The following is a 24685-nucleotide window of genomic DNA, read 5'->3' as shown; positions in this document are numbered from 1 at the left end:
AATGCGGCCGATTCCGGTTCAAATCCGCGTTTCCCTCACATGCGGGGCAGTAAAATGCTGTCGCGCCATATAATATTAATGCCAGATCAAATAAGAAATTATCAACCCCCATGCCTCGTTTCTACGTTTCTACCCCGCTCGAAATCGGCCAGGTGCTGGCCTTGCCGGAAGCAGTCGCCCATCACTTGCTGGTGCTGCGCCTGGGGTTGGCTGCGCCGATTACCTTGTTCAACGGCACCGGCGGCGAATATACCGCCACCATCAGCAGTATCGAAAAAAAACGCGTCAGCGCCGAGATCAAGACCTTTTCACCGCGCGAGGTTGAGCTGCCTTACGCCATCACGCTGGCCCAGGCTTTGCCGGAATCGTCGAAACTGGACTGGATCATCGAAAAGGCTGTCGAGCTTGGCGTCGCAGCGATCCAGCCGCTGGCGGCGCAACGCTGCGTGGTGCGCCTCAACAGTGAGCGCGCCGAGAAAAAGCAAAGCCATTGGCAAGCCGTGATCGTCGCCGCCGCTGAACAAAGCGGGCGCAACCGCATGCCCACCCTGTCTACGCTCAGCCCCTTCACCGACTGGGTCCAGCAGCAGGACCTGCATAAACGTATCCTGCTGTCGCCGCGCGGCGAGCAATCGCTGTCGGACTGGGCGCGCCATCAACCGCCGCAAGCGCTGGCGTTGCTGATCGGCCCGGAAGGCGGTTTCACTGAAGCGGAAGAGAACCTGGCCTGTAGCCAGGGTGCGCTGATGTTGTCGATGGGACCACGGATTTTACGGACTGAAACCGCCGGCCTGGCAGCGCTGGCGGCGATCAACGCGATTTGGGGCGAGATGTAACAGAGGCGAAATATAACCAGCGTAACCTGCCTATATCGATTCTACAATTTGTTCTAAGCAAAAATAAAAACGCTGGCTAAAATGATTAGTGGCCTTAACAAACGGTCTCAAGACACAATCGTTTTCAGTTGCACAACTACTCAAAGTTCTTGCTGCGTTGTAATATTAATCTTCTTAATACTTTGTCTTCATATGCAAAGTAACAACCCGCCTTGATGGCTGACGTTTTTTACTCAGGAGAATATTATGGGACTACTGGATTCGGTACTTGGCGCAATCGGTGGCGGCCAACAGCAAGCGAACGATCCGAAAGCCATGTTGATCCAGGCTGCAATCGGCATGCTGACCAAACAAGGCGGCGCTGGTGCTGCGGGCGGCCTGGGCGGCTTGCTCAGCGCATTTGAAGGCGCAGGCCTGGGCCAGGTTGCCCAATCGTGGATCGGCAATGGTCAGAACCAGGCGATTTCGCCGGATCAGGTGCAACAGGCGCTGGGCGGCGACAAATTACAAGAATTGGCACAAGCAGCAGGTATTTCACCTACTGAAGCTGCCGGCCACCTGTCGGAAATCTTGCCGGGCCTGGTGGACAAGTTGACACCGCACGGCGAAGCGACCGCAGCTCCTGGCGGTCTGGACTTGGGTGGCTTGCTCGGCGGTCTGCTGGGCGGCAACAAGCAGGCCTGAATTGGCCAGAACGCTTGACCGTTCGACAAAAATCGCCCTCAGGGGCGATTTTTTTTGGCGATTACAATATCCACTGCATCACTCAACGCATCAATTAGTATCCAAAATTCAATAAAATAGCTGTTTTATCAATTAAAAATCGTGCAATCCGACGCAGTTCGACTTCTTCGCAGGGGGAAAACGTCGAAAGCATTTATAATCCAAGGTTTTTGCAATAAATATTCCGGTCACTTCAATGAAGGTATTTCGCGGACTTCCCAACGCCGAATCGCGCGCCCCTTGCGCGCTCACTATCGGCAACTTTGATGGCGTACATCGCGGCCATCAGGTATTGCTCGCGCACGTCCGCAAAGCCGCCACCGAACTGGGGCTGGATGCTGCGGTGATGACGTTCGAGCCGCACCCGCGCGAATTTTTTGCGCAACGGTCGGGCCAGCCGGGCAATATGCCGACCCGCGTCGCCAACCTCCGCGACAAGCTGCAGTCGCTGTCGCAGGCAGGCATAGATCGCGTGATTGTCGAACATTTCAACGCCAGCTTTGCGGCCATGTCGCCCCAGGACTTTATTGAAAAAGTGCTGGTTGAAGGCTTGCACGTGAAGTGGCTGATGGTGGGTGAAGATTTCTGCTTCGGCTCCCGCCGCGCCGGCAATATCGCCACCTTGATCGAAGCCGGCAAGAAATACGGCTTCCATGTCGAAACCTTGCCCACCGTGATGAACGAAGGCGCGCGGGTATCCTCATCCGCGGTGCGCGCGGCGCTGGCAGCAGGCGATTTCAGCCATGCCCGAGCGCTGCTCGGCCATCCCTATTCGATCTCGGGGCACGTGGTGCATGGCAAGAAGCTCGGCCGCACCATCGGCTTCCCCACTTTGAACCTGCGTGTCAGCCATAAACTACCGGCCTTGTCCGGCATTTTTACCGTTAAAGTACATGGCCTGGCCGAACAGCCGCTGCCGGCGGTGGCCAGCATCGGCGTCCGCCCTACCGTGGACGACAGCGGCCGGGTGCTGCTGGAAAGTTATATTCTCGATTTCAACGGTGATTGCTACGGCAAACTGATACAGGTCGAATTTTTGCAAAAACTGCGCGACGAAGAAAAATATGTCGACTTGCCGACCCTGACTGCCGCGATTGCGCGCGATGTCACCAATGCACGCGCATATTTCCGCCAGCATGATACGGCTGCCGTTTCAGCCACAGATCGAATTTGACGCTGCTCTCGCAGTTGCCTTGTTAATGCCAGCTCGACGCGCTCTGCCAGCGCGCAGCTCACCACCACTGAATTCCATTGAAGAAAATTATGTCCGATCAGACCAGCAAACCAGAAAATAACAAAGCAGCGAAGCCACAAGGCAAGCCGCAAAGCAAATACCCGGTCAACATGACCGAGACGCCTTTCCCGATGCGCGGCGACCTGGCCAAGCGCGAGCCGCAATGGGTCAAGCAATGGCAGGAAAAGAAAGTCTACGAACGGATCCGCAAAGCCTCCAAGGGCCGCCCGAAATTCATTCTGCATGACGGTCCGCCGTATGCCAACGGTGAAATCCACCTGGGTCATGCCGTCAACAAGATCCTCAAGGACATGATCGTCAAGGCCCGCAACATGGCTGGATTCGACGCGCCTTACGTGCCAGGCTGGGACTGCCACGGCATGCCGATCGAAATCCAGATCGAAAAAAAATACGGCAAGAACCTGCCGGTCGCGGAAGTGCAAGCCAAGGCGCGTGCCTATGCCAACGAACAGATCGACCTGCAAAGAAAAGACTTCATCCGCCTCGGTGTATTGGGCGAATGGAACAATCCCTACCTGACCATGGCCTTCGGTAACGAGGCCGACGAACTGCGCGCGCTGGGCACCATCCTGGAAAAGGGTTATGTCTATCGCGGCCTGAAACCGGTCAACTGGTGCTTCGATTGCGGCTCTGCCCTGGCCGAGGCCGAAGTCGAATACCAGGACAAGCGCGATCCGTCGATCGATGTCGGCTTCCCGTTTGCCGAGCCGGAAAAGATCGCCGCCGCATTTGGCTTGCCAGCGCTGCCGACCGATCAAGGTTATGTGGTGATCTGGACCACCACGCCGTGGACCATCCCTTCCAACCAGGCCCTCAACGTCCATCCTGAAATCGACTATGCGCTGGTACAGACCACGCGCAACGGCGCGCCTTTGCTGCTGATCCTGGCGCAAGACCTGGTCGAAGATTGCCTGCAACGTTTCGGTCTCGAAGGCAAAGCCATCGCTACCTGTAAGGGCGAAGCGCTGGCATCGATCAATTTCAAACACCCGCTGGCCACCGCCGATGCCGGCTACGACCGCCTCTCGCCGGTCTACCTGGGCGACTACGTCACCACCGACAGCGGCACCGGCATCGTCCATTCGGCGCCAGCTTACGGTATCGAAGACTTTATCTCATGCAAAGCGCATGGCATGAAAGACGACGACATCATCAGCCCGGTCATGGGCGATGGCAAATTCGCGTCCTGGCTACCGTTCTTTGCCGGCATGACTATCTGGGAAGCTTCCAAGCCGATCTGCGGCAAGCTGGAAGAAGTCGGCGCGCTGTTCAAGCTGGTGATGTTCGATCATAGCTACATGCATTGCTGGCGCCATAAAACGCCGATCATCTATCGCGCCACTTCGCAATGGTTCGCCAGCATGGACAACCTGCCTAAGGACGGCCACCCGAGCCTGCGCGCAACCGCCCTGCAAGCGATTGAAGATACTGCATTCTTCCCTGGCTGGGGCAAGGCGCGCCTGCACGGCATGATCGCCAATCGTCCCGACTGGACACTGTCGCGCCAACGCCAATGGGGTGTGCCGATGGCGTTCTTCGTTCACAAGGAAACCGGCCAGCTGCATCCACGTACGCCGGAACTGCTGGAACAGATCGCGCAGCGCGTTGAGCAAAGCGGGATCGAAGCCTGGCAGGCACTGGATCCGAAGGAATTGCTGGGCGACGACGCCGTCAATTACATCAAGAACAAGGACACCCTGGATGTCTGGTTCGACTCCGGCTCCACTCATCAGACCGTATTGCGCGGCTCGCATGCGAGCCAGCTGCAATTCCCGGCCGACCTGTATCTGGAAGGTTCGGACCAGCATCGCGGCTGGTTCCATTCTTCCTTGCTGACTTCGGCCATGTTGAATGGCCGCGCGCCGTATAACGCGTTGCTGACGCACGGTTTCGTGGTCGACGGCGAAGGCCGCAAGATGTCGAAGTCGTTGAAAAACGGCGTCGAGCCGCAAAAAGTGGCGGACTCGCTGGGCGCGGAAATCCTGCGCTTGTGGGTGGCTGCCAGCGACTACTCGGGCGAAATCACGATCTCGGATGAGATCCTGAAACGCGTCACCGAATCGTATCGCCGTATTCGCAACACCCTGCGCTTCCTGCTGGCGAATACTTCAGACTTCGATCCTTTGAAAGATGCGGTGCCGATCGCTGACCTGCTGGAAATCGATCGTTATGCGATCGCCAGCATGACGCAGTTGCAAGCCGATATCCTGCAACATTACGAAACTTACGAATTCCACCCAGTGATTTCGAAATTGCAGATGTACTGCTCGGAAGACCTCGGCGGTTTCTATCTCGACATCCTGAAAGATCGCCTGTACACCAGCGGTGTCAGTTCGGCGGCTCGCCGTTCCGCGCAAACCGCAATCTGGCACATCACCCAGGCGCTATTACGCGTGATGGCGCCGACGCTGTCGTTCACGGCAGAGGAAGCCTGGTCCTTCTTCGCCAGCCCGGAGGCTTTTGCCGCCAGCGATGAAACCATTTTCACCCAAACCTATTACACGCTGCCGGAAATCAGCGATGCCGCAGCCCTGATCGAAAAATTCAGCGCCGTGCGTGCAGTGCGCGCCGACGTCACCAAGCAACTGGAAGAAGTCCGGGTCGCAGGCGGCATCGGTTCCTCACTGCAGGCGGAAGTCGAAATCAAGGCGGCTCCGGCCAAATATGCGCTGCTCAACAGCCTGGGCGACGACCTGAAGTTTGTCCTGATCACTTCCAGCGCAACTGTGTCGGAAGTGGCAACGGAGGCCGAAGAAACGATTCTGGTCACACCATCGGCGCAGCAGAAATGCGAACGTTGCTGGCATTACCGGGCCGATGTCGGTAGCCACCCGGAGCATCCCGGTTTGTGCGGACGCTGCGTTGCCAATTTGTTCGGCAACGGTGAAGACCGGCATTTTGCGTAGGGTGGGCCGGCACTCCGGTTATCGCGGTCACGCGTGGGCACTATGTGCCCACCCTACAAACTCCTGAGAACCTATACAACTTGATATGGCCACAAAAAAACGCACGTCCATTTCTTCATCTTCCTCCAAATTCGGTCTGGCGCCATGGCTTGCCATCGCCGCGCTGGTATTGCTGATCGATCAACTCAGCAAGATCACGATTGTGCGTCTTTTCAGCTACGGCGAATCGTTAGCGGTGACCTCGTTCTTCAACCTGGTGCTGGTGTATAACAAGGGCGCTGCGTTCAGTTTCCTTTCCACCGAATCCGGATGGCAGCGCTATTTTTTCACCGCGCTCGGTATCGCTGCTGCGTTGTTCATCACTTTCTTGCTGAAACGCCATGCCGGACAACGCATGTTTTGCACCGCGCTGGCATTGATCCTGGGCGGCGCCGTCGGCAATGTGATCGACCGCATCGCCTACGGCCATGTGATCGACTTTCTCGACATCTACGTGCGCAACTGGCACTGGCCGGCTTTCAACATCGCCGATAGCGCGATCTGCGTCGGTGCGGTATTGTTTGTTATTGATGAATTGCGTCGCGTGAATAAATAATTGAATCAATAATTGAATCAATTATTTATTGAGTAACCGATAAGCGTTCTACCATCCAGGAGTAAATATGGATCTCGCTGGTAAAAATATCGTGCTGGGACTGACCGGCGGCATCGCCTGCTACAAGGCGGCGGAATTCACACGCGCCATGATCAAGGCCGGTGCTTCGGTGCAGGTTGTCATGACCTCGGCGGCGATGCACTTCATCACGCCCGTTACCATGCAAGGTTTATCCGGCAAACCGGTATTTACCGATCAATGGGATGCGCGCATAGGCAACAACATGCCGCATATCGACCTGACGCGCGACGCCGATGTCATCGTGATTGCGCCTTGCTCTGCCGATTTCATCTCCAAACTGGCGCACGGCGCCTGCGATGACTTGCTGTCGACGTTATGCGTCGCTCGTCCCGCCACCGTGCCCTTGCTGGTCGCGCCCGCGATGAATGTCGAGATGTGGCAAAACCCGGCAACCCAACGCAACCTGGCCCAACTGCTGGCAGACGACATCCAGTTGCTCGGCCCCGATGCCGGCGAACAGGCTTGCGGCGAAGTCGGCATGGGACGCATGCTGGAAGCAAATCAATTGCTGGAAGAAGTGATCGCCTCGTTCCAGCCCAAGCTGCTCAAGGGTAAGCGCTTGCTGCTGACCGCTGGTCCGACTTTCGAACCAATCGATCCGGTACGCGGCATCACTAATCTTTCATCCGGAAAGATGGGTTATGCGGTAGCCCGTGCAGCGTATGAAGCCGGGGCGGAAGTCACCCTGGTGTCGGGCCCAACCGCCCTGGCCGCGCCCTACGGCGTACGCCGTATCGGAGTCCAGACCGCGCAGCAAATGCACGATATCGTGATGGCGCAACTGGCCGGCGCCGACAGCCGCACCGACGTCTTCGTCGCAGTGGCGGCAGTGGCCGACTGGCGCGTAGCCAACGCCAGTGCGCAAAAACTGAAAAAGAACGCCGATGGCAGCGCGCCCGAATTGGTGTTCGAACAAAACCCGGACATTCTGGCAACAGTTGCAGCATTGCCGAAACCGCCTTACTGTGTCGGTTTTGCTGCCGAGTCGGAGAACTTGCTGCAGTATGGTGAAGTCAAACGCATCAGGAAAAATGTGCCACTGTTAGTCGGTAATATCGGCCATGACACGTTTGGCAAGGACGATAACCAATTGGTATTGTTTGATGCCGACGGTCACACCAGCTTGCCGCGCGCCGGCAAGCAACAACTGGCGCGCCAGCTGATTGCCGCAATTGCCAGCCGTCTTACCTAAAGTCTCGAATTTCTATATTGCTGCCGGTTTCACCGCCAGCGGTTTGCATCAAAAATCAGAGGTAGTTTCATGCACGCCTGGCAGGATTAATCCTGCCATGTTTGTTGTACCTGCCATTATTTTTTTCATTTAATAGATTGTTACAAAATTCCATGAATATCATCGACGTCAAAATTCTCGACCCACGCATGCAAGATCAATTGCCGGCTTACGCCACCGAAGGCAGTGCGGGCCTGGACCTGCGCGCCTGCCTGGACGCCGCGCTGACGATCAAACCCGGTGAAACCCACCTGATTCCGACTGGCCTGGCGATTCACATCGGCGACCCTGCCTATGCCGCCATGATCCTGCCGCGCAGCGGCCTCGGCCATAAACATGGCATCGTGCTGGGGAACCTGGTGGGCCTGATCGACTCTGATTACCAGGGTCAGTTAATGGTGTCTACCTGGAACCGCGGAACGACCGAATTTACCCTCAACCCGATGGAACGGCTGGCGCAATTGATTATTGTGCCTGTTGCACGTGTCCGTTTTAATGTTGTATCAGATTTCGAGAGCAGCGAACGCGGCGCAGGCGGCTTCGGCAGCACCGGAAAACATTGATGGAGAAATTAATGAGATTGACGAATTTGACGCGCGGCGCCGGATGGCAAGGCGCCAAACGTTATGCAGCACTGACGTTGCCAGTGCTGTTTCTGGCAGCCTGTGCCACGCAGGAGCCCGGTACAGGCACCACGTCGCCACGGACTGCGTCGACAGTCTCTCCCAAACCTGTAGCGCCGACACAGTCGCCACAGCAAACGGAGCTGAAAGCGTTAATCGGCTTGCAAGACCGTTTGTACGACGTCGCCGCTCCTTTGCTGGTGAATAACGCAGTATTGTGCAGAAACAATGCACGTAACCTGCTCGGTTTCACCGCCAAGACAAAATACTCCTATACGCCAGAATTCGTTGATGCGGCAGCTGCCCTGGGCCTGAGCGATCAACTGGAAGTGACCGGCGTGCTGGCCGGCAGCGGCGCCGCCAAGGTCGGCCTGCAACGCGGCGACAAGCTGGTAACGATCCAGGACAAGCCGGTGCCAACGGGTGCCGATGCTGAACGCCAGACCGCCCTGCTGCTGGGCCCGCTGGTGAACGGCCGCAATAGTATCAAGCTGACGGTTGCGCGCAACGGCAACAACCAGACCATGAGCATCCCGCTGACCCGTGCCTGCGCCTTTGGCATCGAACTCGGCAATACCGAGAACGTGATCAGCTATGCCGACGGCCGACGTGTGCTGATCAGCAGCGGCATGATGAAATTCACCAAGAACGACGATGAACTGGCCCTGGTGATTGCCAAGGAAATGGCGCACAACACGCTGACCCATCCGGCGCGCCAACGCAGCACTGCCACCATGACCGGCGTCATCGACAATCTGATCCGCTTGCGGCCGGATACAGCGGCATTGAACGGTATGGCCGGCGTCAAGCCTTACCCGCAACAGATGGATGCGGCGGCTGACAAGCTGGCGTTGTACATGGTCGCGCGTGCCGGCTACAAGGTCGACAATGCTGCAGCTTTCTGGCAACGGCTGGCAACCACCTATCCGGCCAGCGCGCTGAATGGCTACACAGCGATTCATCCGGGCACCGACTATCGGTTATCGGCGATCCAGCAAGCCGTAACGGATATCCAGGCCAAGCAAGCCACCGACACGGCGATACTGCCGTAGGAATGTAGCGTGGGCAAAATGCCCACCCTGCAAAAAAGCCTGAAATCACTCACGTGATTTCAGGCTTTTTTTTACGAGCGGGAATCGGGGAGTATTCCCGAAATTATTCCACTTCTACCGTTTCCTCAGGCGCCGCAGGCGAGGACGAATCCTTTTCTGCAAAGTCCAGGCTGATCTGATCCTTGTCGTCCAGATCGACGGTCACCCGGCCACCAGTCACCAGCTTGCCGAACAACAGTTCGTCTGCCAGCGCCTTGCGTATCATGTCCTGGATCAGACGTGACATCGGACGCGCGCCCATCAAAGGATCGAAACCCTTCTTGGCCAGGAATTTCCGCAAATTCTCGGTGAAAACCGCTTCCACTTTTTTCTCATGCAACTGCTCTTCCAGTTGCATCAGGAACTTGTCGACCACGCGCAAGATGACTTCTTCATCCAGTGCACGGAAGCTGATGATGGAATCGATGCGGTTGCGGAATTCAGGCGTAAACATACGCTTGATATCCGCCATCTCGTCACCGGCTTCTTTCTTCTCGGTGAAACCGATCGAACGTTTTTGCAGACTCTCTGCACCGGCATTGGTGGTCATGATAATGATCACATTGCGGAAATCCGCCTTGCGTCCATTATTGTCGGTCAATGCGCCGTGATCCATCACCTGCAACAGGATATTGAAAATGTCCGGATGGGCTTTTTCAATTTCATCCAGCAGCAATACCGCATGCGGCTTCTTGGTCACGGCCTCAGTCAGCAAACCGCCCTGGTCAAAACCGACATAACCCGGAGGCGCGCCAATCAGGCGGCTCACCGCGTGACGCTCCATGTATTCGGACATATCGAAACGGATCAGGTCGATGCCCATGATAAATGCCAGCTGCTTCGCCACCTCGGTCTTGCCGACGCCGGTCGGACCGGAGAACAGGAAAGAACCAATCGGCCGGTCGGTCTTGCCCAATCCTGCGCGCGCCATCTTGATCGCCGATGCCAGGGCATCGATCGCCGGATCCTGGCCGAACACCACATTACGCAAATCGCGGTCGATGGTTTGCAGCTTGCTGCGATCGTCCTGGTTGACCGACTGCGGTGGAATCCGCGCAATCTTGGCGATGATGTCTTCGATCTCGCCCTTGCCTATAGTCTTTTTCTGTTTCGACTTCGGCAGGATGCGTTGCGCCGCACCAGCTTCATCGATCACGTCGATCGCCTTGTCCGGCAGATGACGGTCGTTGATGAAACGCGCCGCCAGTTCGGCCGCACTGGTCAGCGCAGAAGCCGAGTACTTCACGCCATGATGCTCTTCAAAACGCGATTTCAAGCCGCGCAGGATCTGCACGGTTTGCTCTACCGTCGGTTCGTTGACATCGATTTTCTGGAAACGACGCGACAACGCATGGTCTTTTTCAAAGACACCGCGGAATTCTGTATAGGTAGTCGCGCCGATGCATTTCAGCTGGCCGCTGGACAAAGCCGGCTTCAACAGATTGGACGCATCTAGCGTACCGCCGGAAGCCGAACCGGCGCCGATGATCGTATGGATCTCGTCGATAAACAAGATGCCGTGCGGACTGTCTTTCAATTGCTTGAGCACCGCTTTCAGGCGCTGCTCGAAATCACCGCGGTATTTGGTACCGGCCAGCAGCGAACCCATGTCGAGCGAGTAGACAATCGCATTTTGCAAAATTTCAGGGACTTCACCCTGAGTAATGCGCCATGCCAGTCCCTCTGCAATCGCAGTCTTGCCGACACCGGCTTCGCCGACCAGCAGCGGATTATTCTTGCGGCGACGGCACAAGGTCTGGATCACGCGCTCGACCTCGTACTCGCGGCCGATCAGCGGATCGATTTTTCCTTCGGTCGCCAGCTTGTTCAGGTTTTGCGTAAACTGGTCGAGCGGGCTTTCTTTAGCCTGGCCTTCGGCTTGCACTTCTTCCGCGCCTTCCGAAGATTTCTGCGCATCGGCTTGCTGATCTTTGCGCACACCGTGCGAAATGAAATTGACCACGTCGAGACGCGTCACGCCCTGCTGATGCAGGTAATACACAGCATGCGAATCCTTCTCGCCGAAGATGGCGACCAGCACGTTAGCGCCGGTCACTTCCTTCTTACCGTTGGAAGCCGATTGCACATGCATGATGGCGCGTTGGATAACGCGCTGGAAACCCAGGGTAGGTTGGGTATCCACTTCATTCGAACCCGGCACCGTCGGCGTGTTGTCGCCAATGAAGATAGCCAATGTCTTGCGCATATCGTCAATATTGACCGCACACGCACGCAGCACTTCTGCCGCGGACGGGTTGTCGAGCAATGCCAGCAGCAGGTGTTCAACCGTGATGAACTCGTGCCTTGCTTGTCGTGCTTCGACAAACGCCATGTGCAAACTTACTTCCAGTTCCTGCGCAATCATGCTTCCTCCATCATGCATTGCAGGGGGTGCCCTGCTTTGCGTGCGTGCGTTAATACCAGTTCAACCTTGGTGGATGCAATATCTTTAGGATACACACCACACATGCCTTTGCCATCGCGATGCACCTTCAACATTATCTGCGTTGCGGCTTCGCGATCCTTGTTGAAGTATTCCTGCAAAATGGCGACCACGAATTCCATTGGCGTGTAGTCATCATTAAGCAAAAATACCTGATACATGGGAGGCGGCTTGAGCTTTTGCTCTTGCCGCGTCGCTACTGTCCCGTCTTCGTGCTTGGTTACCATGCGCCTATTCTAAAACCTTCCGCCAAATGCGCAACGCGCAACTCTGAATAAATAGTGTTTATATCGATACTAATGTTGATATTACGCGTTTTCCGATTGCTATGCAGATGACGATAGAAGAGATTAAATCAAGAGCAGAAAACGATGCGTATGCACAAATTTAATTGCATAATGGAAATTACTTGACTTTTTTATTTTTAACGCGAACAATGACATTCATTAATAAGCATGTTTCGGCTTGTTAATAGAAGTGAGCAAGTTCTAGGAGGGGCAGCGTTACGCGAGGCTTCTTGCTTTTACGGCTCGTGTGATTGTTATTATTTGAAAGACGCTATTTTATGGCAACAGGTACAGTCAAGTGGTTCAACGATTCTAAGGGCTTCGGCTTTATCACTCCGGATGACGGCGGTGAAGATTTGTTTGCACACTTTTCCGCAATCCAGATGAACGGCTTCAAGACCCTCAAAGAAGGTCAAAAAGTCCAGTTCGAAGTCACGCAAGGCCCTAAAGGCAAGCAAGCTTCTAACATCCAGGCTCCTTAATTCAGTTATCGAGTTAAGTGGTCTTTGTAAAAAACCTCACTGCGGTGAGGTTTTTTTATTTGTAGCAATCAATGCGCGAAAAAAAAAGCCAGAACATGTTCTGGCTTTTTTTGCAACAATGGCAAACTTACATGTTTTCGATCAATACTTCGCCGAAACCGGAGCAAGAAACCTGCGTTGCACCTTCCATCAGGCGTGCGAAGTCGTAGGTGACCTTTTTCGAAGTGATCGATTTTTGCATCGATTCAATGATCAGGTCTGCAGCTTCGAGCCAGCCCATGTGGCGCAACATCATTTCCGCCGACAGGATCAGCGAACCTGGATTGACGTAGTCTTTGCCGGCATATTTTGGCGCAGTACCGTGGGTTGCTTCGAACATGGCCACCGAATCCGACAGATTGGCGCCAGGAGCGATGCCGATACCGCCGACTTGTGCCGCCAGGGCGTCGGAGATGTAGTCGCCGTTCAGGTTCAGGGTGGCGATGACGCTGTATTCATTTGGACGCAACAGGATTTGTTGCAAGAATGCATCAGCGATCGAATCCTTGACGATGATTTCTCGGCCAGTCTTCGGGTTCTTGAATTTCGCCCATGGACCGCCATCGATCAATTCAGCGCCGAATTCTTTTTGCGCCAGCGCGTATGCCCAGTCACGGAATCCGCCTTCGGTGAACTTCATGATGTTGCCCTTGTGGACAATGGTGACGGATGGCTTGTCGTTGTCGATCGCGTATTGGATCGCCTTGCGTACCAGACGCTCGGTGCCTTCACGCGAAACCGGCTTGATGCCGATACCGGAGGTGTTCGGGAAACGGATCTTCTTGACGCCCATTTCCTTGATCAGGAATTCGATCAGCTTCTTGGCGCCGTCGCTGCCCTCTTGCCATTCGATACCAGCATAGATGTCTTCCGAGTTTTCGCGGAAAATCACCATGTCGGTCTTCTCTGGCTCACGCACTGGCGAAGGCACACCCTTGAAGTAACGCACCGGGCGCAGGCAGACATACAAGTCCAGCTCTTGGCGCAGAGCGACGTTGAGCGAACGGATACCGCCGCCAACTGGTGTCGTCAACGGGCCTTTGATCGATACGACATAATCCTTGATCGCGGCCAGGGTTTCTTCCGGCAGCCAGACGTCAGGACCGTACACCTTGGTCGATTTTTCGCCTGCAAACACTTCCATCCAGCTGATCTTGCGCTTGCCGCCATATGCCTTGGCCACAGCAGCGTCCACTACCTTGATCATGACCGGGCTGATATCCACACCAGTGCCATCGCCTTCGATGTAAGGAATGATTGGATTGTCAGGAACGTTGATCGAAAAATCGGCGTTGACGGTGATTTTTTTGCCTTCAGCAGGCACTTTGATATGTTGGGACATCAGTGTATCTCCGGAGTTGAGGAGGTAAAAGCTACCAGTGCGGTTGGATTTGAAACACAGTTAGTCTTATATAAGACATAAGACAAGCATTTCGCATTATGCACTAGTATTTTACTAGACGCTATGCTTTTGCGACATCGGCGCCGTGCCTGACACGGTGGTTAAGCTGTATTCAAGCTGTATACTAGGTATATGCCCCTGATTTTATTCAACAAACCATTTCAAGTGATGTGCCAGTTCTCAGCACACCCCGGCCGCCCTACGCTCGCCGACTATATCAAGATTCCCGATATCTATCCGGCCGGACGCCTGGATGCCGATAGTGAGGGATTATTGTTACTCACCGATGACGGCAAGCTGCAGCACAACATCAGCCACCCTGCGCTGAAACAGCCAAAGACTTATATGGTGCAGGTCGAAGGCGCTCCGACCCAGGCCATGCTGGCGCATTTACGGAACGGGGTCGATCTCGGCGATTTCCACAGCAAGCCGTGCCAGGCGCGCCAAATCGAGGAACCGGACTGGCTATGGCCGCGCGATCCGCCGATACGCCAGCGCCAGGACAAACCCACCAGCTGGCTGGCGCTCACCCTGTCCGAAGGAAAAAACCGCCAGGTGCGACGCATGACAGCGGCGGTGGGATTACCTACCTTGCGGCTGGTGCGGGTCTCGATTGGCCAGGTATCGCTGCAAAGCCATCCGCTATGGCCGGGCGAGTCGGTTGAAATCAGCCCGGCCGATCTGACCGACTCAAAATAATGGCGGAAAGCAGCGCAGATACAAATTGATACAGGTTTCCGTTTTTTTTAAAAAAAGATGTCAACCATCGGTTTACCAGCGTCGTTAATTGCAGTGATTCAAGTGAATCATTGATTGATTAACTCGCTTAACTTGACTGGATTTGAAAAATGAAAAAACTGATCGCTGTTATGATTGCTGGCCTGTTCGCTACTTCCGTTTTCGCTGCTGACGCAGCCCCTGCAGCAGCTGCTGCACCTGCAGCCGCAAGCGCTGAAGCATCGGCTCCTGTCGCCAAGAAGGCAACACACAAAGTCAAGAAGGCTAAAAAAGCAGCTAAAGCTAAAGCTGCAAAGGCTGAAGCTCCAGCAGCTGAAGCCGCTCCTGCTGCGAAGTAATTCCAGCATCAGCTTCAACAGAAAGGCAGGCGCGTCCTGCCTTTTTTTACGTCCTGAAACAATTAATATCCGCCGCGGACACCCCGCTGTCGAATTACCTCTCTGTATAATCTCCGCATCCTAAAGGAGCTTCTACAACATGAATAACATGAGAAAAATTCGCGCCACATACCTCTCCGCAGCCTTTGCAGCCATCGCAATCTTCTCCGTTGCCGCATTGCCGGCAGCAGCGCAAGAAAGCCAGCAACTCCCGACCACCTCCCTGAATATCGGCATCCACGTGATCAAGGCCGAGGTTGCGCACACAGATGCGCAACGCGAACAAGGTCTGATGTTCCGCAAGAAGATGGGTAGCAACGAAGGGATGGTATTTGTGTTCGATAATCCGGCAGGCATCTGCATGTGGATGAAAAACACCCTGATCCCGCTGTCAGTCGCGTTCATCGACGCAAAGGGCACTATCCTGAATGTCGAGGAAATGAAAGCGCAGACGCTGGACTCGCATTGCGCCCAGGGCGCCGCATCTTATGCGCTGGAGATGAACAAGAGCTGGTTCAAGGACAAGAATATCAAAGCCGGCGCCGTGATCCAGGGTTTGCCACAGCTATAAACGTCACCGGCGGCAGCCTGAGCATTTGCAGGTGCTTGCCACCGGGGTGACTAAAAAACAAAACAAAACAGAAAAACCCTGCATAACGCATGTTATGCAGGGTTTTTCTTATTCCAACAACAATCTAGTAAAAACCGGCAGCCGGGGCTGCCAGTCAAATACTATTAGGCAGCCAGCGCTTTCAGAGCAGCGTTCAAACGGCTCTTATGGCGTGCAGCCTTGTTCTTGTGAATGATCTTTTTGTCCGCGATACGATCGATGATCGATACGGATTTTTGCAGAACCAGCGCTGCAGCAGCTTTGTCGCCACCAGCATCGATTGCCTTGCGAGCAGCTTTGATAGCTGTACGCAGGGTCGAACGCTGACTGGAGTTGTGCAGGTTTTGCTGAACTGCTTGACGAGCACGCTTACGTGCTTGTGCGGTATTTGCCATTTATATTTCCTAAAACGAGGTCGGGAATGCTTACGCGGCATAAACAAACCAGACCGCGACGCAGAATTCTGTAAAGCCACGGATTATAACCAGTTTTTCTCAAACAGGCAAACTCCCCTTGCTTTGGCAGCAATTCTGTCGCAAGAAAGCACAGTTGCAAGAGTGGCAATCCAATATTGTATTGCTGCGGGAACATTCCGGCCCAAACTTTATCACAATCAACAGTCTATGCCGGCAGTAAGCAAATTCTTGCAAACACGGCAAAAATTTTCCTTATTTTCCAAATCCTGAGAAAGTTGCGGCAGGCGATCCTGCGGCAGGCGATCTGCTACAGCTATAATGCCGCTCCATGAACTTGCATAAAACGCTTGCCACCGTCTCTGGCATGACCATGGTGTCGCGTGTAACGGGCCTGATTCGTGAAATCCTGTACGCGCGCGCATTCGGCGCCGACGGCTACACAGACGCCTTCGCCATCGCTTTCCGCATTCCCAACCTGTTGCGCCGGCTGTTTGCCGAAGGTGCTTTCTCGCAAGCCTTCGTGCCCATCCTGGGCGAATACAAAAACCAGAAAGGCGAGGCCGCGACCAAGGAACTGGTCGATCATGTCGCCACCGTGCTGACCTGGGCCATGTTATTCACCTGCATCATCGGCATCCTGGCCACGCCGGTGCTGGTGTATTTCATCGCCACGGGCCTGAAAGACAACAAAGAAGTATTCGATGCCTCGGTTTTCATGACCAGGATCATGTTTCCCTACATCGGCTTCATGTCTTTTGTCGCCCTGGCCGGCGGGATTCTGAATACGTGGCATGAATTCAAGATTCCGGCTTTCACCTCGGTACTGCTTAACCTGGCTTTCATTGTCGCTTCGCTATTTGTCGCCCCCTATCTGGAACATCCCATCTATGCGATGGCATTTGCGGTGCTGGTCGGCGGTGTATTGCAAGTTGCGCTCCAGGTGCCGGCACTGATCAAGGTCGGCATGCTGCCGCGGATCGCGCTCAATCCGATGATCGGCTTGCGTGATCTCGGCGTACAGCGGGTGTTGAAAAAAATGGGGCCTGCGGTATTTGCCGTATCTGCCGCTCAGTTGAGCTTACTGATCAATACCAATATCGCTTCGCGCCTGGGACACGGGAGTGTTTCGCTACTGACCTACGGCGATCGCTTGATGGAATTCCCGACTGCATTGCTGGGTGTTGCCCTCGGCACCATTTTGTTGCCTAGCTTGTCGAAAGCCAATGCGGATAAAGACCACCGCGAGTATTCGTCGTTGCTGGACTGGGGCCTGCGCCTCACCTTTTTGCTGGCCTTGCCGTCTGCAGTCGGCCTGGCTACCCTGGCAGTGCCGCTGACGGCGACGCTGTTCCAGCACGGTAAATTCGATGCGGCCTCGGTCGCGGTCACCAGCCAGGTGCTGATTGCCTATGGCGTCGGCCTGATCGGTCTGATTGTGGTGAAAATCTTGGCGCCCGGCTTCTATGCCAAGCAAGATATCCGTACCCCGGTCAAGATTGCGATCGGCGTATTGATCGCTACGCAATTGATGAACTACGTCTTTGTGCCGATTTTTGCAGTGGCCGGCCTGGCGCTGTCGATCAGCGTCGGCGCCTGCCTGAACGCCGGCTTCCTGCTATGGAGCCTGATGCGACGCGGCATATACAAACCTGAGGCTGGCTGGATCCGCTATTTCATGCGCCTGCTCGGTGCCCTGTTCCTGATGGCGGCCGTGGCTCTGTGGTGCAGCCAGCAATTCGACTGGACCGGACCGCATACCAGTTCGCTGGCGCGCATTGCCGCCTTGTGTGCGGTACTGGCGGCTTGCGGTATTACTTATTTTGGCGCGCTGCTGGCGATGGGATTCCGTTTCGGCGATTTCAAACGTATTGCGCGTTAATACTGCACGTTAAGTCAACGTTTGCGTGCCAGCGTCAGTCCGTCGCCGATCGGCAACAGCGACAGGTCGACGCGGTCATCCTGATGCAGTTTGATGTTCAGCGCTTGCAAAGCGACCGTATCGGCGCTGGTATCGTGTGTCGCCACCTTGCCGCTCCATAAAGTGTTATCGATGGCGATCAACCCTCCGCGCCGCAGCAACTGCAGGCAACGTTCGTAATAGCCGTCATAGCTGGTCTTGTCGGCATCGATGAAAGCAAAGTCGTATTGACCGGCTTCGCCCGTGGCCAGGCGCGCATCGAGCGTCTCCAACGCTGGCCGCAGCTGCAAATCGATCTTGTGCCTGACTTGCGCCTGCTCCCAAAACGGTTGGCCGATCTGCGTATATTCGTTACTGATATCGCAAGCCAGCAACTTGCCGTCATCTGGCAAGGCCAACGCCACTGCCAGCGCGCTGTAGCCGGTGAAGACACCCACTTCAATGGTGCGCCGCGCCCCCATCAGCTTGATCAGGAGCCCCATGAATTGCCCCTGCTCGGGCGAAATCTGCATGCCCGCATACGGATGGCTGCGCGTAGCGTCACGCAAAGCCTTTTGCGCCGGATGTTCGCGGATCGAATGATCTAATACATATTGGTAGAGCTTATCGTCCAGATTGAGTGTGCGGTCAGACATGTCTTAGTTCTCCTGAATAAGAATAATAAGCGTGAAGCCCTGTTCTTAATCACCCAGGTTCTCATGATGGGCGACGGCTCCGCGCTTCCAGTAGGCTGCGGCGCGAATCGCGTGGCGGCCAACACCCTTTTCTTCCACCAGCACGCGGCGCAGTGTCGCAATGGCGCCCGCCTCTCCCGCGCACCACGTATAGCCCTCGCCGTCCGGCAGATTCAACGCGCGGACTGCATCTATCCATTGTGCCGTGTCACCGGCCCAATGTATATCGACGGTCGCCGCACTTTGCAAGACGCGGCGATCGCTGACATCCGGCACCAGCATCACCGCGATGGCGCGTGCGCTGGCGGGAAGCTCCTCTAGTCGCCGCGCGATCGCCGGCAAGGCCGTCTCGTCACCGCATAGAAGATGCCAGTCGTAGTCTGGCGGAATCACGAACGAGCCGCGCGGCCCGGCGATGGTGGCGCGCTGGCCTACACTCGCCTGCGCCGCCCAGCTGGCGGCAGGGCCGTCGCCGTGCAGCGCGAATTCCAGCGTCAGTTCGCCTGCGGCGGCATCGTAGCGCCGCGGGGTATAGTCGCGCCAATCCTTGCTATCGCTGTCTGAGTTCAGAATCAGTTTGATGTGGTCGTCGAACGACGCGCTGATGAAGTCGCTCAAGGACTCGCCGGCGAACGTCACGCTGCGAAAATGCGGACTGACAGATGCAACCCGCACTACCTGCAGGTCACGTCGCTTGATCTCATGGCGTAGTCGTTGTACGCGGCTGACGGGCGGGTCTATAATCATGTGACCATCCTTGAAATTGATTGATAATGTCTCCTATAATGCGCAAATCAAATGACAAAGTCAACCATTTAGAAAAAAATCCGGAAGAAGGCGCGCTGGATCTGATTCATACCGTCATGCATCAATATCGTTCGCAGCAGTACCAGGTGCTGCGCGACGGCCCGCACGACGTCACTCACATGGAAAGCAAGGTGCTGAGTTATTTCGGCCATCACCCCGGGGCGACGCAAAGTGATTTGGCGCGCAAAACCGGACGCGACAAGGCCCAGCTGGCGCGGCTGATAAAGGGCTTGCGCGACCGCGGACTCCTCGCCGGCGAGGCCGATGAAACCGACCGGCGCAACACCAGGCTGACGCTTTCCGATGCCGGGCAGTCAGTACAACGTGCTCTGCAACAACAAGCCAGGCGGCTCAATGCAAAAGCGGTGCAAGGCATGCAGCCGGAAGAGCAGCGCGAACTGCTGGCGCTTTTGAATCGTTTGAAAAACAATCTGGACGCCTGAGTTTTTCAGGGAAAATGTCCAAGTATTGTTGTGCGACAACATAGCGACCCAGAACGACTCACAGCGGTTCTTCTATCGCACTAGGGAAAATAGTTTGCTAGGATAGAGTCATGACGACGACCACATCCTTAGATTACTTCACTGCGCTGGTGCAACAAGCCAACGATGTTCCTTTATTCGAAGCAGCACTGGCGATCGCGCAGGATGTTTATCCCAAGCTGGATTTCAACGCGCCCCAGGATGAGATTGACCGGCTGGCCAATACCTTGCGCCAGCGTTTGCCGTCGGACGCTTCTGCAATCCAGAAACTGCGTCAGCTGAATCAGTACTTCTACCAGGAGCTGGGATTCGCGATCAACGTCAATCATTATTACGACACTGACAATAGCTATCTGCACCGGGTCATCGCCAAGCGACGCGGCATTCCGATTTCGCTGGCAGTGATTTACATGGAACTGGCGCAGCAGATAGGCTTGCCGGTAAAAGGCGTATCCTTCCCCGGCCATTTCCTGATGAAACTCACGGTGCCTTCCGGCGACATCATGATCGATCCGAGCAATGGCGCCAGCCTGTCGCGCGAAGAACTGGAAGAACGGCTGGAGCCGTATCTGCCCACGGAAAACGAGGAAGAAAGAGCGGCCAGCCGGCTCTCGCTGATCAGCTACCTGCAGATCGCCCACCCGCACGACATCCTGGTCCGCATGTTGCGGAATCTGAAAGCCATCTACCAGCAAAGCAATCACTGGCAACGGCTGTTGGAAGTACAGCAACGGATCTTGATCCTGTTGCCCGGCGACGCAGTGGAACGGCGCGACCGCGGACTAGCGTTCGCGCAGCTGGATTGCCCGCAAGCGGCGTTGGAAGACCTGGAAAATTATCTGGCGCAACGGCCGCATGCATCTGATGCGGCTGCCTTGTACCAGCAAGCCATCGAATTGCGAGAGGCTTGCCGGCGTCTGAATTAGTTGCTTGAATTATTAGTTTCCAGGACATTGGCGGCCGGCCACTCGCTGCGTAGTAGCGATAGCTGCAGCATGTCATGGTATTGGCCGCCCCAGTAACCAACCTGGCGCAGGCGGCCTTCATCGACAAACCCGAGTTGGCGCAGCAGCTTGAGAGAATCCTGGTTATCCGGATGCACCATGGCTTCGATGCGATTCAGCGCCATCTGTGCGAAACCCCAGGTCATCACTGCTGCCAATGTCTCCCGCATGAATCCCTGTTTCCGGGCATGTGCCGAGAGTTCATAGCCGATCATGCATTTGCGCCAGTTCCTGTCCCACTTGAACAAGCCGCATGTACCCAGCAGCTGATTCTGTTCGCTGGTTTGAATTCCCCACCGTGCGCCAGGATTTTCGTCGAGGCGCCAGCTGGCAAATCGCTTGATCAAGCCCTGCGCCGCTGCCAGGTCCTTTAATGGATCGCTGCCGAACCAACGCATCAGATCAGGGTCGCCGTGCATGGCAAATATCTGCTCTGCATCGCGTTCGACTATCTCGCGCAACAGCAGGCGTTCGGTCTGGATAGAAGGGAAAGCTGTTGTTTCTCTCATTAAAACTACGCCCTTGAATAAAAGGTTACCTAGAAATCCTGATTGAATGCGTCACTGCCTTCCCGCCTGTCGCCACTGCTTGCTGGCTTAGCCCTTGGTGCGCGCCTCGATCACTTCCCACTTCTCCAGGCTCTCTAGCAGCAAGCCGTCGATTTCAGCAAACCTGTCGTTGAGGCGTTTCACTTCATCCGGCTTTTGCTTGTACAAATCAGGATCGGCCAATTGGCTTGAAATGGCTTTTTGTTCGGTTTCCAGCTTGGCGACCAGCAACGGCAACTCTTCCAGCTCGCGTTGCTCTTTATAGCTGAGTTTTTTCTGCTTGGCGGCAGGTTGAGCCGGCTCCGCTTTCGCTTCCGCCTTGGCTTTGGCAATCACTGCCGATTGCGTCGGACGCACGCGTTCCCAATCGGTATAGCCACCGACATATTCACGCCACATGCCGTCGCCTTCGGCGGCAATCACCTGAGTCACCACGTTGTCGAGGAAGGTACGGTCATGACTGACCAGGAACACGGTGCCGTTGTAGTCTTCCAATAATTCTTCCAGCAATTCCAGCGTATCGATATCCAGATCGTTGGTCGGCTCGTCCAGCACCAGCACGTTGGCCGGCTTGGCAAACAAACGCGCCAGCAGCAGACGATTGCGCTCACCACCGGACAGCGATTTCACCGGCGAGCGTGCGCGTTCCGGCGCGAACAGGAAATCGTTCAGATAAGTCATCACATGCTTGCGCTGGCCGTTGATCTCAACCCAGTCGCTACCCGGCGCAATGGTGTCGGCCAGGCTGGCGTCTTCGTTCAGCTGCGCGCGCATCTGGTCGAAATACGCGATCTGCAATTTTGTGCCCTGCTTGATCGAGCCGCTATCCGGCTGATCTTCACCAAGAATCAGCTTCAGCAAAGTGGTCTTACCGGCGCCGTTCTGGCCAATCAAGCCAACCTTGTCGCCTCGCAAAATGGTGGCGGTAAAGTCGCGTACGATCGCTCTTTCACCATAGGATTTATTGACATCGGTCAGCTCGGCGACGATCTTGCCGGAGCGCTCGCCCGACGACACATCCAGCTTGACCTGGCCTTGTTGATCGCGCCGTACGCTACGCGCAACCCGCAAAGCTTCCAGGCGCCTGACGCGGCCTTCGTCGCGTGTGCGGCGCGCTTGCACGCCCTTACGGATCCAGATTTCTTCTTGTGCCAGGAATTTGTCGAACTTGGCGTTCTCGACTTCTTCGTTTTCCAGCTGCTCTGCCTTACGCACCTGATACGCCGTGAAGTTGCCGGGGAAAGACAGGATGCGGCCGCGATCCAGTTCGATGATGCGCGTCGCGACGTTGTCCAGGAAACTACGATCATGGGTAATGAACAGCACGCTACCTTTATAGTCGCGCAGCAAACCCTCGAGCCACATGATCGAGCTGAAATCCAGATGGTTGGTCGGCTCATCGAGCAGCAACACATCAGGCGCGCTCACCAGTGCGCACGCCAGCGCGACGCGCTTTTGCATACCGCCCGAGAGTTGGCCCATCAGCAGATTCTTATCCAGGTTCAGACGATCCAGCGTGGTCTCGACCTTGTTGCTCAGGCTCCAGGCGTCGGCGGCATCGAGCTTGCTCTGTATCTCGTGCATGCGTTCCAGGAGAGCATCATCGTTATCGCCGCCAAACTGGCCGGTCAGCGCATCGTATTCGTTCAGCAATGCCTGCATCTCGCCCATGCCGGATGCAACTGCGTCGAACACCGACATCTCGGATTCGAAATGCGGTTCCTGATCGACATAGGCGATCTTGATACCTTGCTGCATCACCATCAAGCCATCGTCCAGCTTGGACACGCCGGCGATGGTTTTCAGCAGCGACGATTTGCCGGTGCCGTTACGGCCGATCAAGCCGACCCGCTCCCCCGACTCCAGGGAAAATTCCGCGCGATCCAGCAATGCAACGTGACCAAAGGCGAGTTGCGCATTGGAGATAGAAATGACAGCCATAATTTGGATGAAACCAGAAAAAGAAAGATCTGCAGAGCGCTACGCCAGATAGCTACATAAGCGGCATCACGCAGTCAATTGGATGAATGAACCGCACATTGTACCTAACCTCGGAGATCTGGTCGTATATTTGTCAAAGCTGACACCCTCACCGGGCTGCTGCCCTCCCTGCTCACGGGTCTTTTTGTCCTGCAATACGGCGTTACAAAATATTTATAAAAATACATTGCCAAGAAGAAAATTGAGATTTATATTATTTCCACATAGAAACATAAATCTTAGAGCTGGCGCTGTGCCATGGCGTAGGTAATCTGAGCTGATTTTAGAAAAATAATATCACTGTAAAGACAAGGGCAAAGCGCACACAGCCTTTTGCCCCTCACATGCATATAACAGGGAGAAAACCATGGACCCACTACTAGGGCAGCTACTAATACCAAAATATGACGCGCCACTGGTTTTACTGTCATACATGATCTCATTCTGGGGCGCATTGCTAGCCCTGCAATGCGCCAAATCCATGTTTCGCAAAGATGGCACGCTGGATTTCGGCATGACTATCTGCGCCGCTGCCTCGCTTGGCGGCATCGGCATCTGGTCGATGCATTTCCTCGCCATGCAAGCGTATCGCCTGACCGTGCCGATCGCCTACGATGTGGTGCTCACCGCGGCATCGTTGCTGGCTGCGATCGTAATTTCCGGCATCGCGCTTTACCTGGCCGGCGGCCACGGCAAGTTCAAGGTATCCGGCTGGCTGGCGGGAAGCATGCTGGCCGGGGTGGGTGTATGCGTGATGCATTACATGGGCATGTATGCGATGAACCTGCGCGCCACCATGCTGCTCAATCCGCGCATCGTCGTGATTTCGATAGTCATTGCGATTGCCGCCGCCTCTGCTGCGTTATGGCTGGCTTTCAACCTGACCCGGCTGTTGCATAGGGTGATAGCGGCGCTGGTGATGGCGCTGGCGGTGTGCAGCATGCACTACGTCGGCATGTTTGCCGCCAACATGATCTGCACCAGCGACGCCCCGTTGATCCCGCTGAAAATCGGCGGCAACTACCTCGACGTTTCGGTCTATGCGGTCGCCGGCTTGCTGTCCCTGTGCATTTTCTGGGTGGTGCTGGGGCGCAGCATGGACGAAAACAAATTGGTCGACACCTTGCGATGAACACA

General features: G+C 55.4%; 24 protein-coding genes. 16 read left to right on the top strand and 8 right to left on the bottom strand.

What is annotated here, in order from left to right:
* Positions 1–110 precede the first annotated feature (110 nt).
* The 8 genes from BM205_RS18930 (at position 111) to BM205_RS18895 (ending at position 9302) form a co-directional block, all read left to right on the top strand.
* Entirely contained in the window at positions 111–836 is a 726-nt protein-coding gene (locus BM205_RS18930; RefSeq protein WP_092416417.1) for a 16S rRNA (uracil(1498)-N(3))-methyltransferase, read from the top strand.
* 246 nt (positions 837–1082) lie between these two features.
* A complete protein-coding gene (locus tag BM205_RS18925; RefSeq protein ID WP_092416416.1) occupies positions 1083–1520 on the top strand; it encodes a YidB family protein in 438 nt (145 codons plus the stop codon).
* A gap of 235 nt (positions 1521–1755) precedes the next feature.
* Positions 1756–2733, top strand: coding sequence for a bifunctional riboflavin kinase/FAD synthetase (locus tag BM205_RS18920; RefSeq protein ID WP_092416415.1), 978 nt, complete (start codon positions 1756–1758; stop codon positions 2731–2733).
* 89 nt (positions 2734–2822) lie between these two features.
* The gene (ileS, locus tag BM205_RS18915; protein ID WP_092416414.1) at positions 2823–5720 is read left to right on the top strand and encodes an isoleucine--tRNA ligase; all 2898 of its coding nucleotides are present in this window, start codon (positions 2823–2825) and stop codon (positions 5718–5720) included.
* A gap of 85 nt (positions 5721–5805) precedes the next feature.
* The gene (gene lspA, locus BM205_RS18910; protein WP_092416413.1) at positions 5806–6315 is read left to right on the top strand and encodes a signal peptidase II; all 510 of its coding nucleotides are present in this window, start codon (positions 5806–5808) and stop codon (positions 6313–6315) included.
* A 67-nt stretch (positions 6316–6382) separates the two neighbouring features.
* On the top strand, positions 6383–7588 hold the full coding sequence (gene coaBC / locus BM205_RS18905; protein ID WP_092416412.1) for a bifunctional phosphopantothenoylcysteine decarboxylase/phosphopantothenate--cysteine ligase CoaBC: 1206 nt from the start codon (positions 6383–6385) through the stop codon (positions 7586–7588).
* A gap of 152 nt (positions 7589–7740) precedes the next feature.
* Entirely contained in the window at positions 7741–8190 is a 450-nt protein-coding gene (gene dut / locus BM205_RS18900) for a dUTP diphosphatase (protein ID WP_092416411.1), read from the top strand.
* An 11-nt stretch (positions 8191–8201) separates the two neighbouring features.
* A complete protein-coding gene (locus BM205_RS18895) occupies positions 8202–9302 on the top strand; it encodes a M48 family metallopeptidase (protein ID WP_175511321.1) in 1101 nt (366 codons plus the stop codon).
* A gap of 103 nt (positions 9303–9405) precedes the next feature.
* Here BM205_RS18895 and clpA read toward each other — a convergent pair whose 3' ends face one another.
* Together clpA and clpS are read right to left on the bottom strand one after the other, a co-directional pair.
* Entirely contained in the window at positions 9406–11706 is a 2301-nt protein-coding gene (clpA, locus tag BM205_RS18890; protein WP_092416409.1) for an ATP-dependent Clp protease ATP-binding subunit ClpA, read from the bottom strand.
* Complete coding sequence (clpS, locus tag BM205_RS18885) at positions 11703–12011, bottom strand: ATP-dependent Clp protease adapter ClpS (protein ID WP_014007243.1); 309 nt, start codon at positions 12009–12011, stop codon at positions 11703–11705. Before clpS ends, clpA begins: the two co-directional genes overlap by 4 nt.
* A gap of 338 nt (positions 12012–12349) precedes the next feature.
* Between clpS and BM205_RS18880 the strand changes: the two genes are divergently transcribed.
* The gene (locus BM205_RS18880; protein ID WP_009665919.1) at positions 12350–12553 is read left to right on the top strand and encodes a transcription antiterminator/RNA stability regulator CspE; all 204 of its coding nucleotides are present in this window, start codon (positions 12350–12352) and stop codon (positions 12551–12553) included.
* 127 nt (positions 12554–12680) lie between these two features.
* Here the strand turns inward: BM205_RS18880 and icd are convergent, their stop codons facing one another.
* Positions 12681–13934 (bottom strand): NADP-dependent isocitrate dehydrogenase, encoded by a 1254-nt coding sequence (gene icd, locus BM205_RS18875; protein WP_092416408.1) that lies wholly within the window; start codon positions 13932–13934, stop codon positions 12681–12683.
* Positions 13935–14126: 192 nt separating this feature from the next.
* Here icd and BM205_RS18870 point away from each other — a divergent pair, with 192 nt between their 5' ends.
* The 3 genes from BM205_RS18870 (at position 14127) to BM205_RS18860 (ending at position 15680) form a co-directional block, all read left to right on the top strand.
* Complete coding sequence (locus BM205_RS18870) at positions 14127–14693, top strand: pseudouridine synthase (RefSeq protein WP_092416407.1); 567 nt, start codon at positions 14127–14129, stop codon at positions 14691–14693.
* Positions 14694–14842: 149 nt separating this feature from the next.
* The gene (locus BM205_RS18865) at positions 14843–15070 is read left to right on the top strand and encodes a hypothetical protein (RefSeq protein WP_092416406.1); all 228 of its coding nucleotides are present in this window, start codon (positions 14843–14845) and stop codon (positions 15068–15070) included.
* 148 nt (positions 15071–15218) lie between these two features.
* Positions 15219–15680, top strand: a complete 462-nt coding sequence (locus BM205_RS18860) for a DUF192 domain-containing protein (RefSeq protein ID WP_175511326.1) — start codon at positions 15219–15221, stop codon at positions 15678–15680.
* 164 nt (positions 15681–15844) lie between these two features.
* On the opposite strand, the gene rpsT is transcribed toward BM205_RS18860, so the two are convergent.
* Positions 15845–16114, bottom strand: coding sequence for a 30S ribosomal protein S20 (gene rpsT, locus BM205_RS18855; RefSeq protein WP_092416405.1), 270 nt, complete (start codon positions 16112–16114; stop codon positions 15845–15847).
* Between the two features lie 349 nt (positions 16115–16463).
* Between rpsT and murJ the strand changes: the two genes are divergently transcribed.
* Positions 16464–18014: a murein biosynthesis integral membrane protein MurJ gene (gene murJ / locus BM205_RS18850; protein WP_092416404.1), complete on the top strand. Its 1551-nt coding sequence runs from the start codon at positions 16464–16466 to the stop codon at positions 18012–18014.
* Between the two features lie 14 nt (positions 18015–18028).
* Here the strand turns inward: murJ and BM205_RS18845 are convergent, their stop codons facing one another.
* A complete protein-coding gene (locus tag BM205_RS18845; RefSeq protein ID WP_092416403.1) occupies positions 18029–18688 on the bottom strand; it encodes a class I SAM-dependent methyltransferase in 660 nt (219 codons plus the stop codon).
* 45 nt (positions 18689–18733) lie between these two features.
* A complete protein-coding gene (locus tag BM205_RS18840; RefSeq protein ID WP_092416402.1) occupies positions 18734–19474 on the bottom strand; it encodes a siderophore-interacting protein in 741 nt (246 codons plus the stop codon).
* Positions 19475–19512: 38 nt separating this feature from the next.
* On the opposite strand from BM205_RS18840, the gene BM205_RS18835 reads away from it, so the two are divergent.
* Positions 19513–19977, top strand: coding sequence for a MarR family winged helix-turn-helix transcriptional regulator (locus tag BM205_RS18835; RefSeq protein WP_092416401.1), 465 nt, complete (start codon positions 19513–19515; stop codon positions 19975–19977).
* Between the two features lie 110 nt (positions 19978–20087).
* Complete coding sequence (locus BM205_RS18830) at positions 20088–20942, top strand: SirB1 family protein (protein ID WP_092416400.1); 855 nt, start codon at positions 20088–20090, stop codon at positions 20940–20942.
* Here BM205_RS18830 and BM205_RS18825 read toward each other — a convergent pair.
* Together BM205_RS18825 and BM205_RS18820 are read right to left on the bottom strand one after the other, a co-directional pair.
* On the bottom strand, positions 20939–21529 hold the full coding sequence (locus tag BM205_RS18825; RefSeq protein ID WP_092416399.1) for a GNAT family N-acetyltransferase: 591 nt from the start codon (positions 21527–21529) through the stop codon (positions 20939–20941). The two genes, BM205_RS18830 and BM205_RS18825, sit on opposite strands and share 4 nt — an antisense overlap.
* 87 nt (positions 21530–21616) lie before the next feature.
* Positions 21617–23509: an ATP-binding cassette domain-containing protein gene (locus BM205_RS18820; protein ID WP_092416398.1), complete on the bottom strand. Its 1893-nt coding sequence runs from the start codon at positions 23507–23509 to the stop codon at positions 21617–21619.
* A 406-nt stretch (positions 23510–23915) separates the two neighbouring features.
* Between BM205_RS18820 and BM205_RS18815 the strand changes: the two genes are divergently transcribed.
* On the top strand, positions 23916–24680 hold the full coding sequence (locus BM205_RS18815) for an MHYT domain-containing protein (protein ID WP_092416397.1): 765 nt from the start codon (positions 23916–23918) through the stop codon (positions 24678–24680).
* Positions 24681–24685: the final 5 nt, after the last annotated feature.

This window comes from Collimonas sp. OK307, from assembly GCF_900113705.1.
Classification (GTDB): domain Bacteria; phylum Pseudomonadota; class Gammaproteobacteria; order Burkholderiales; family Burkholderiaceae_D; genus Collimonas.
This window is presented reverse-complemented; position numbering and strand designations above follow the sequence as displayed.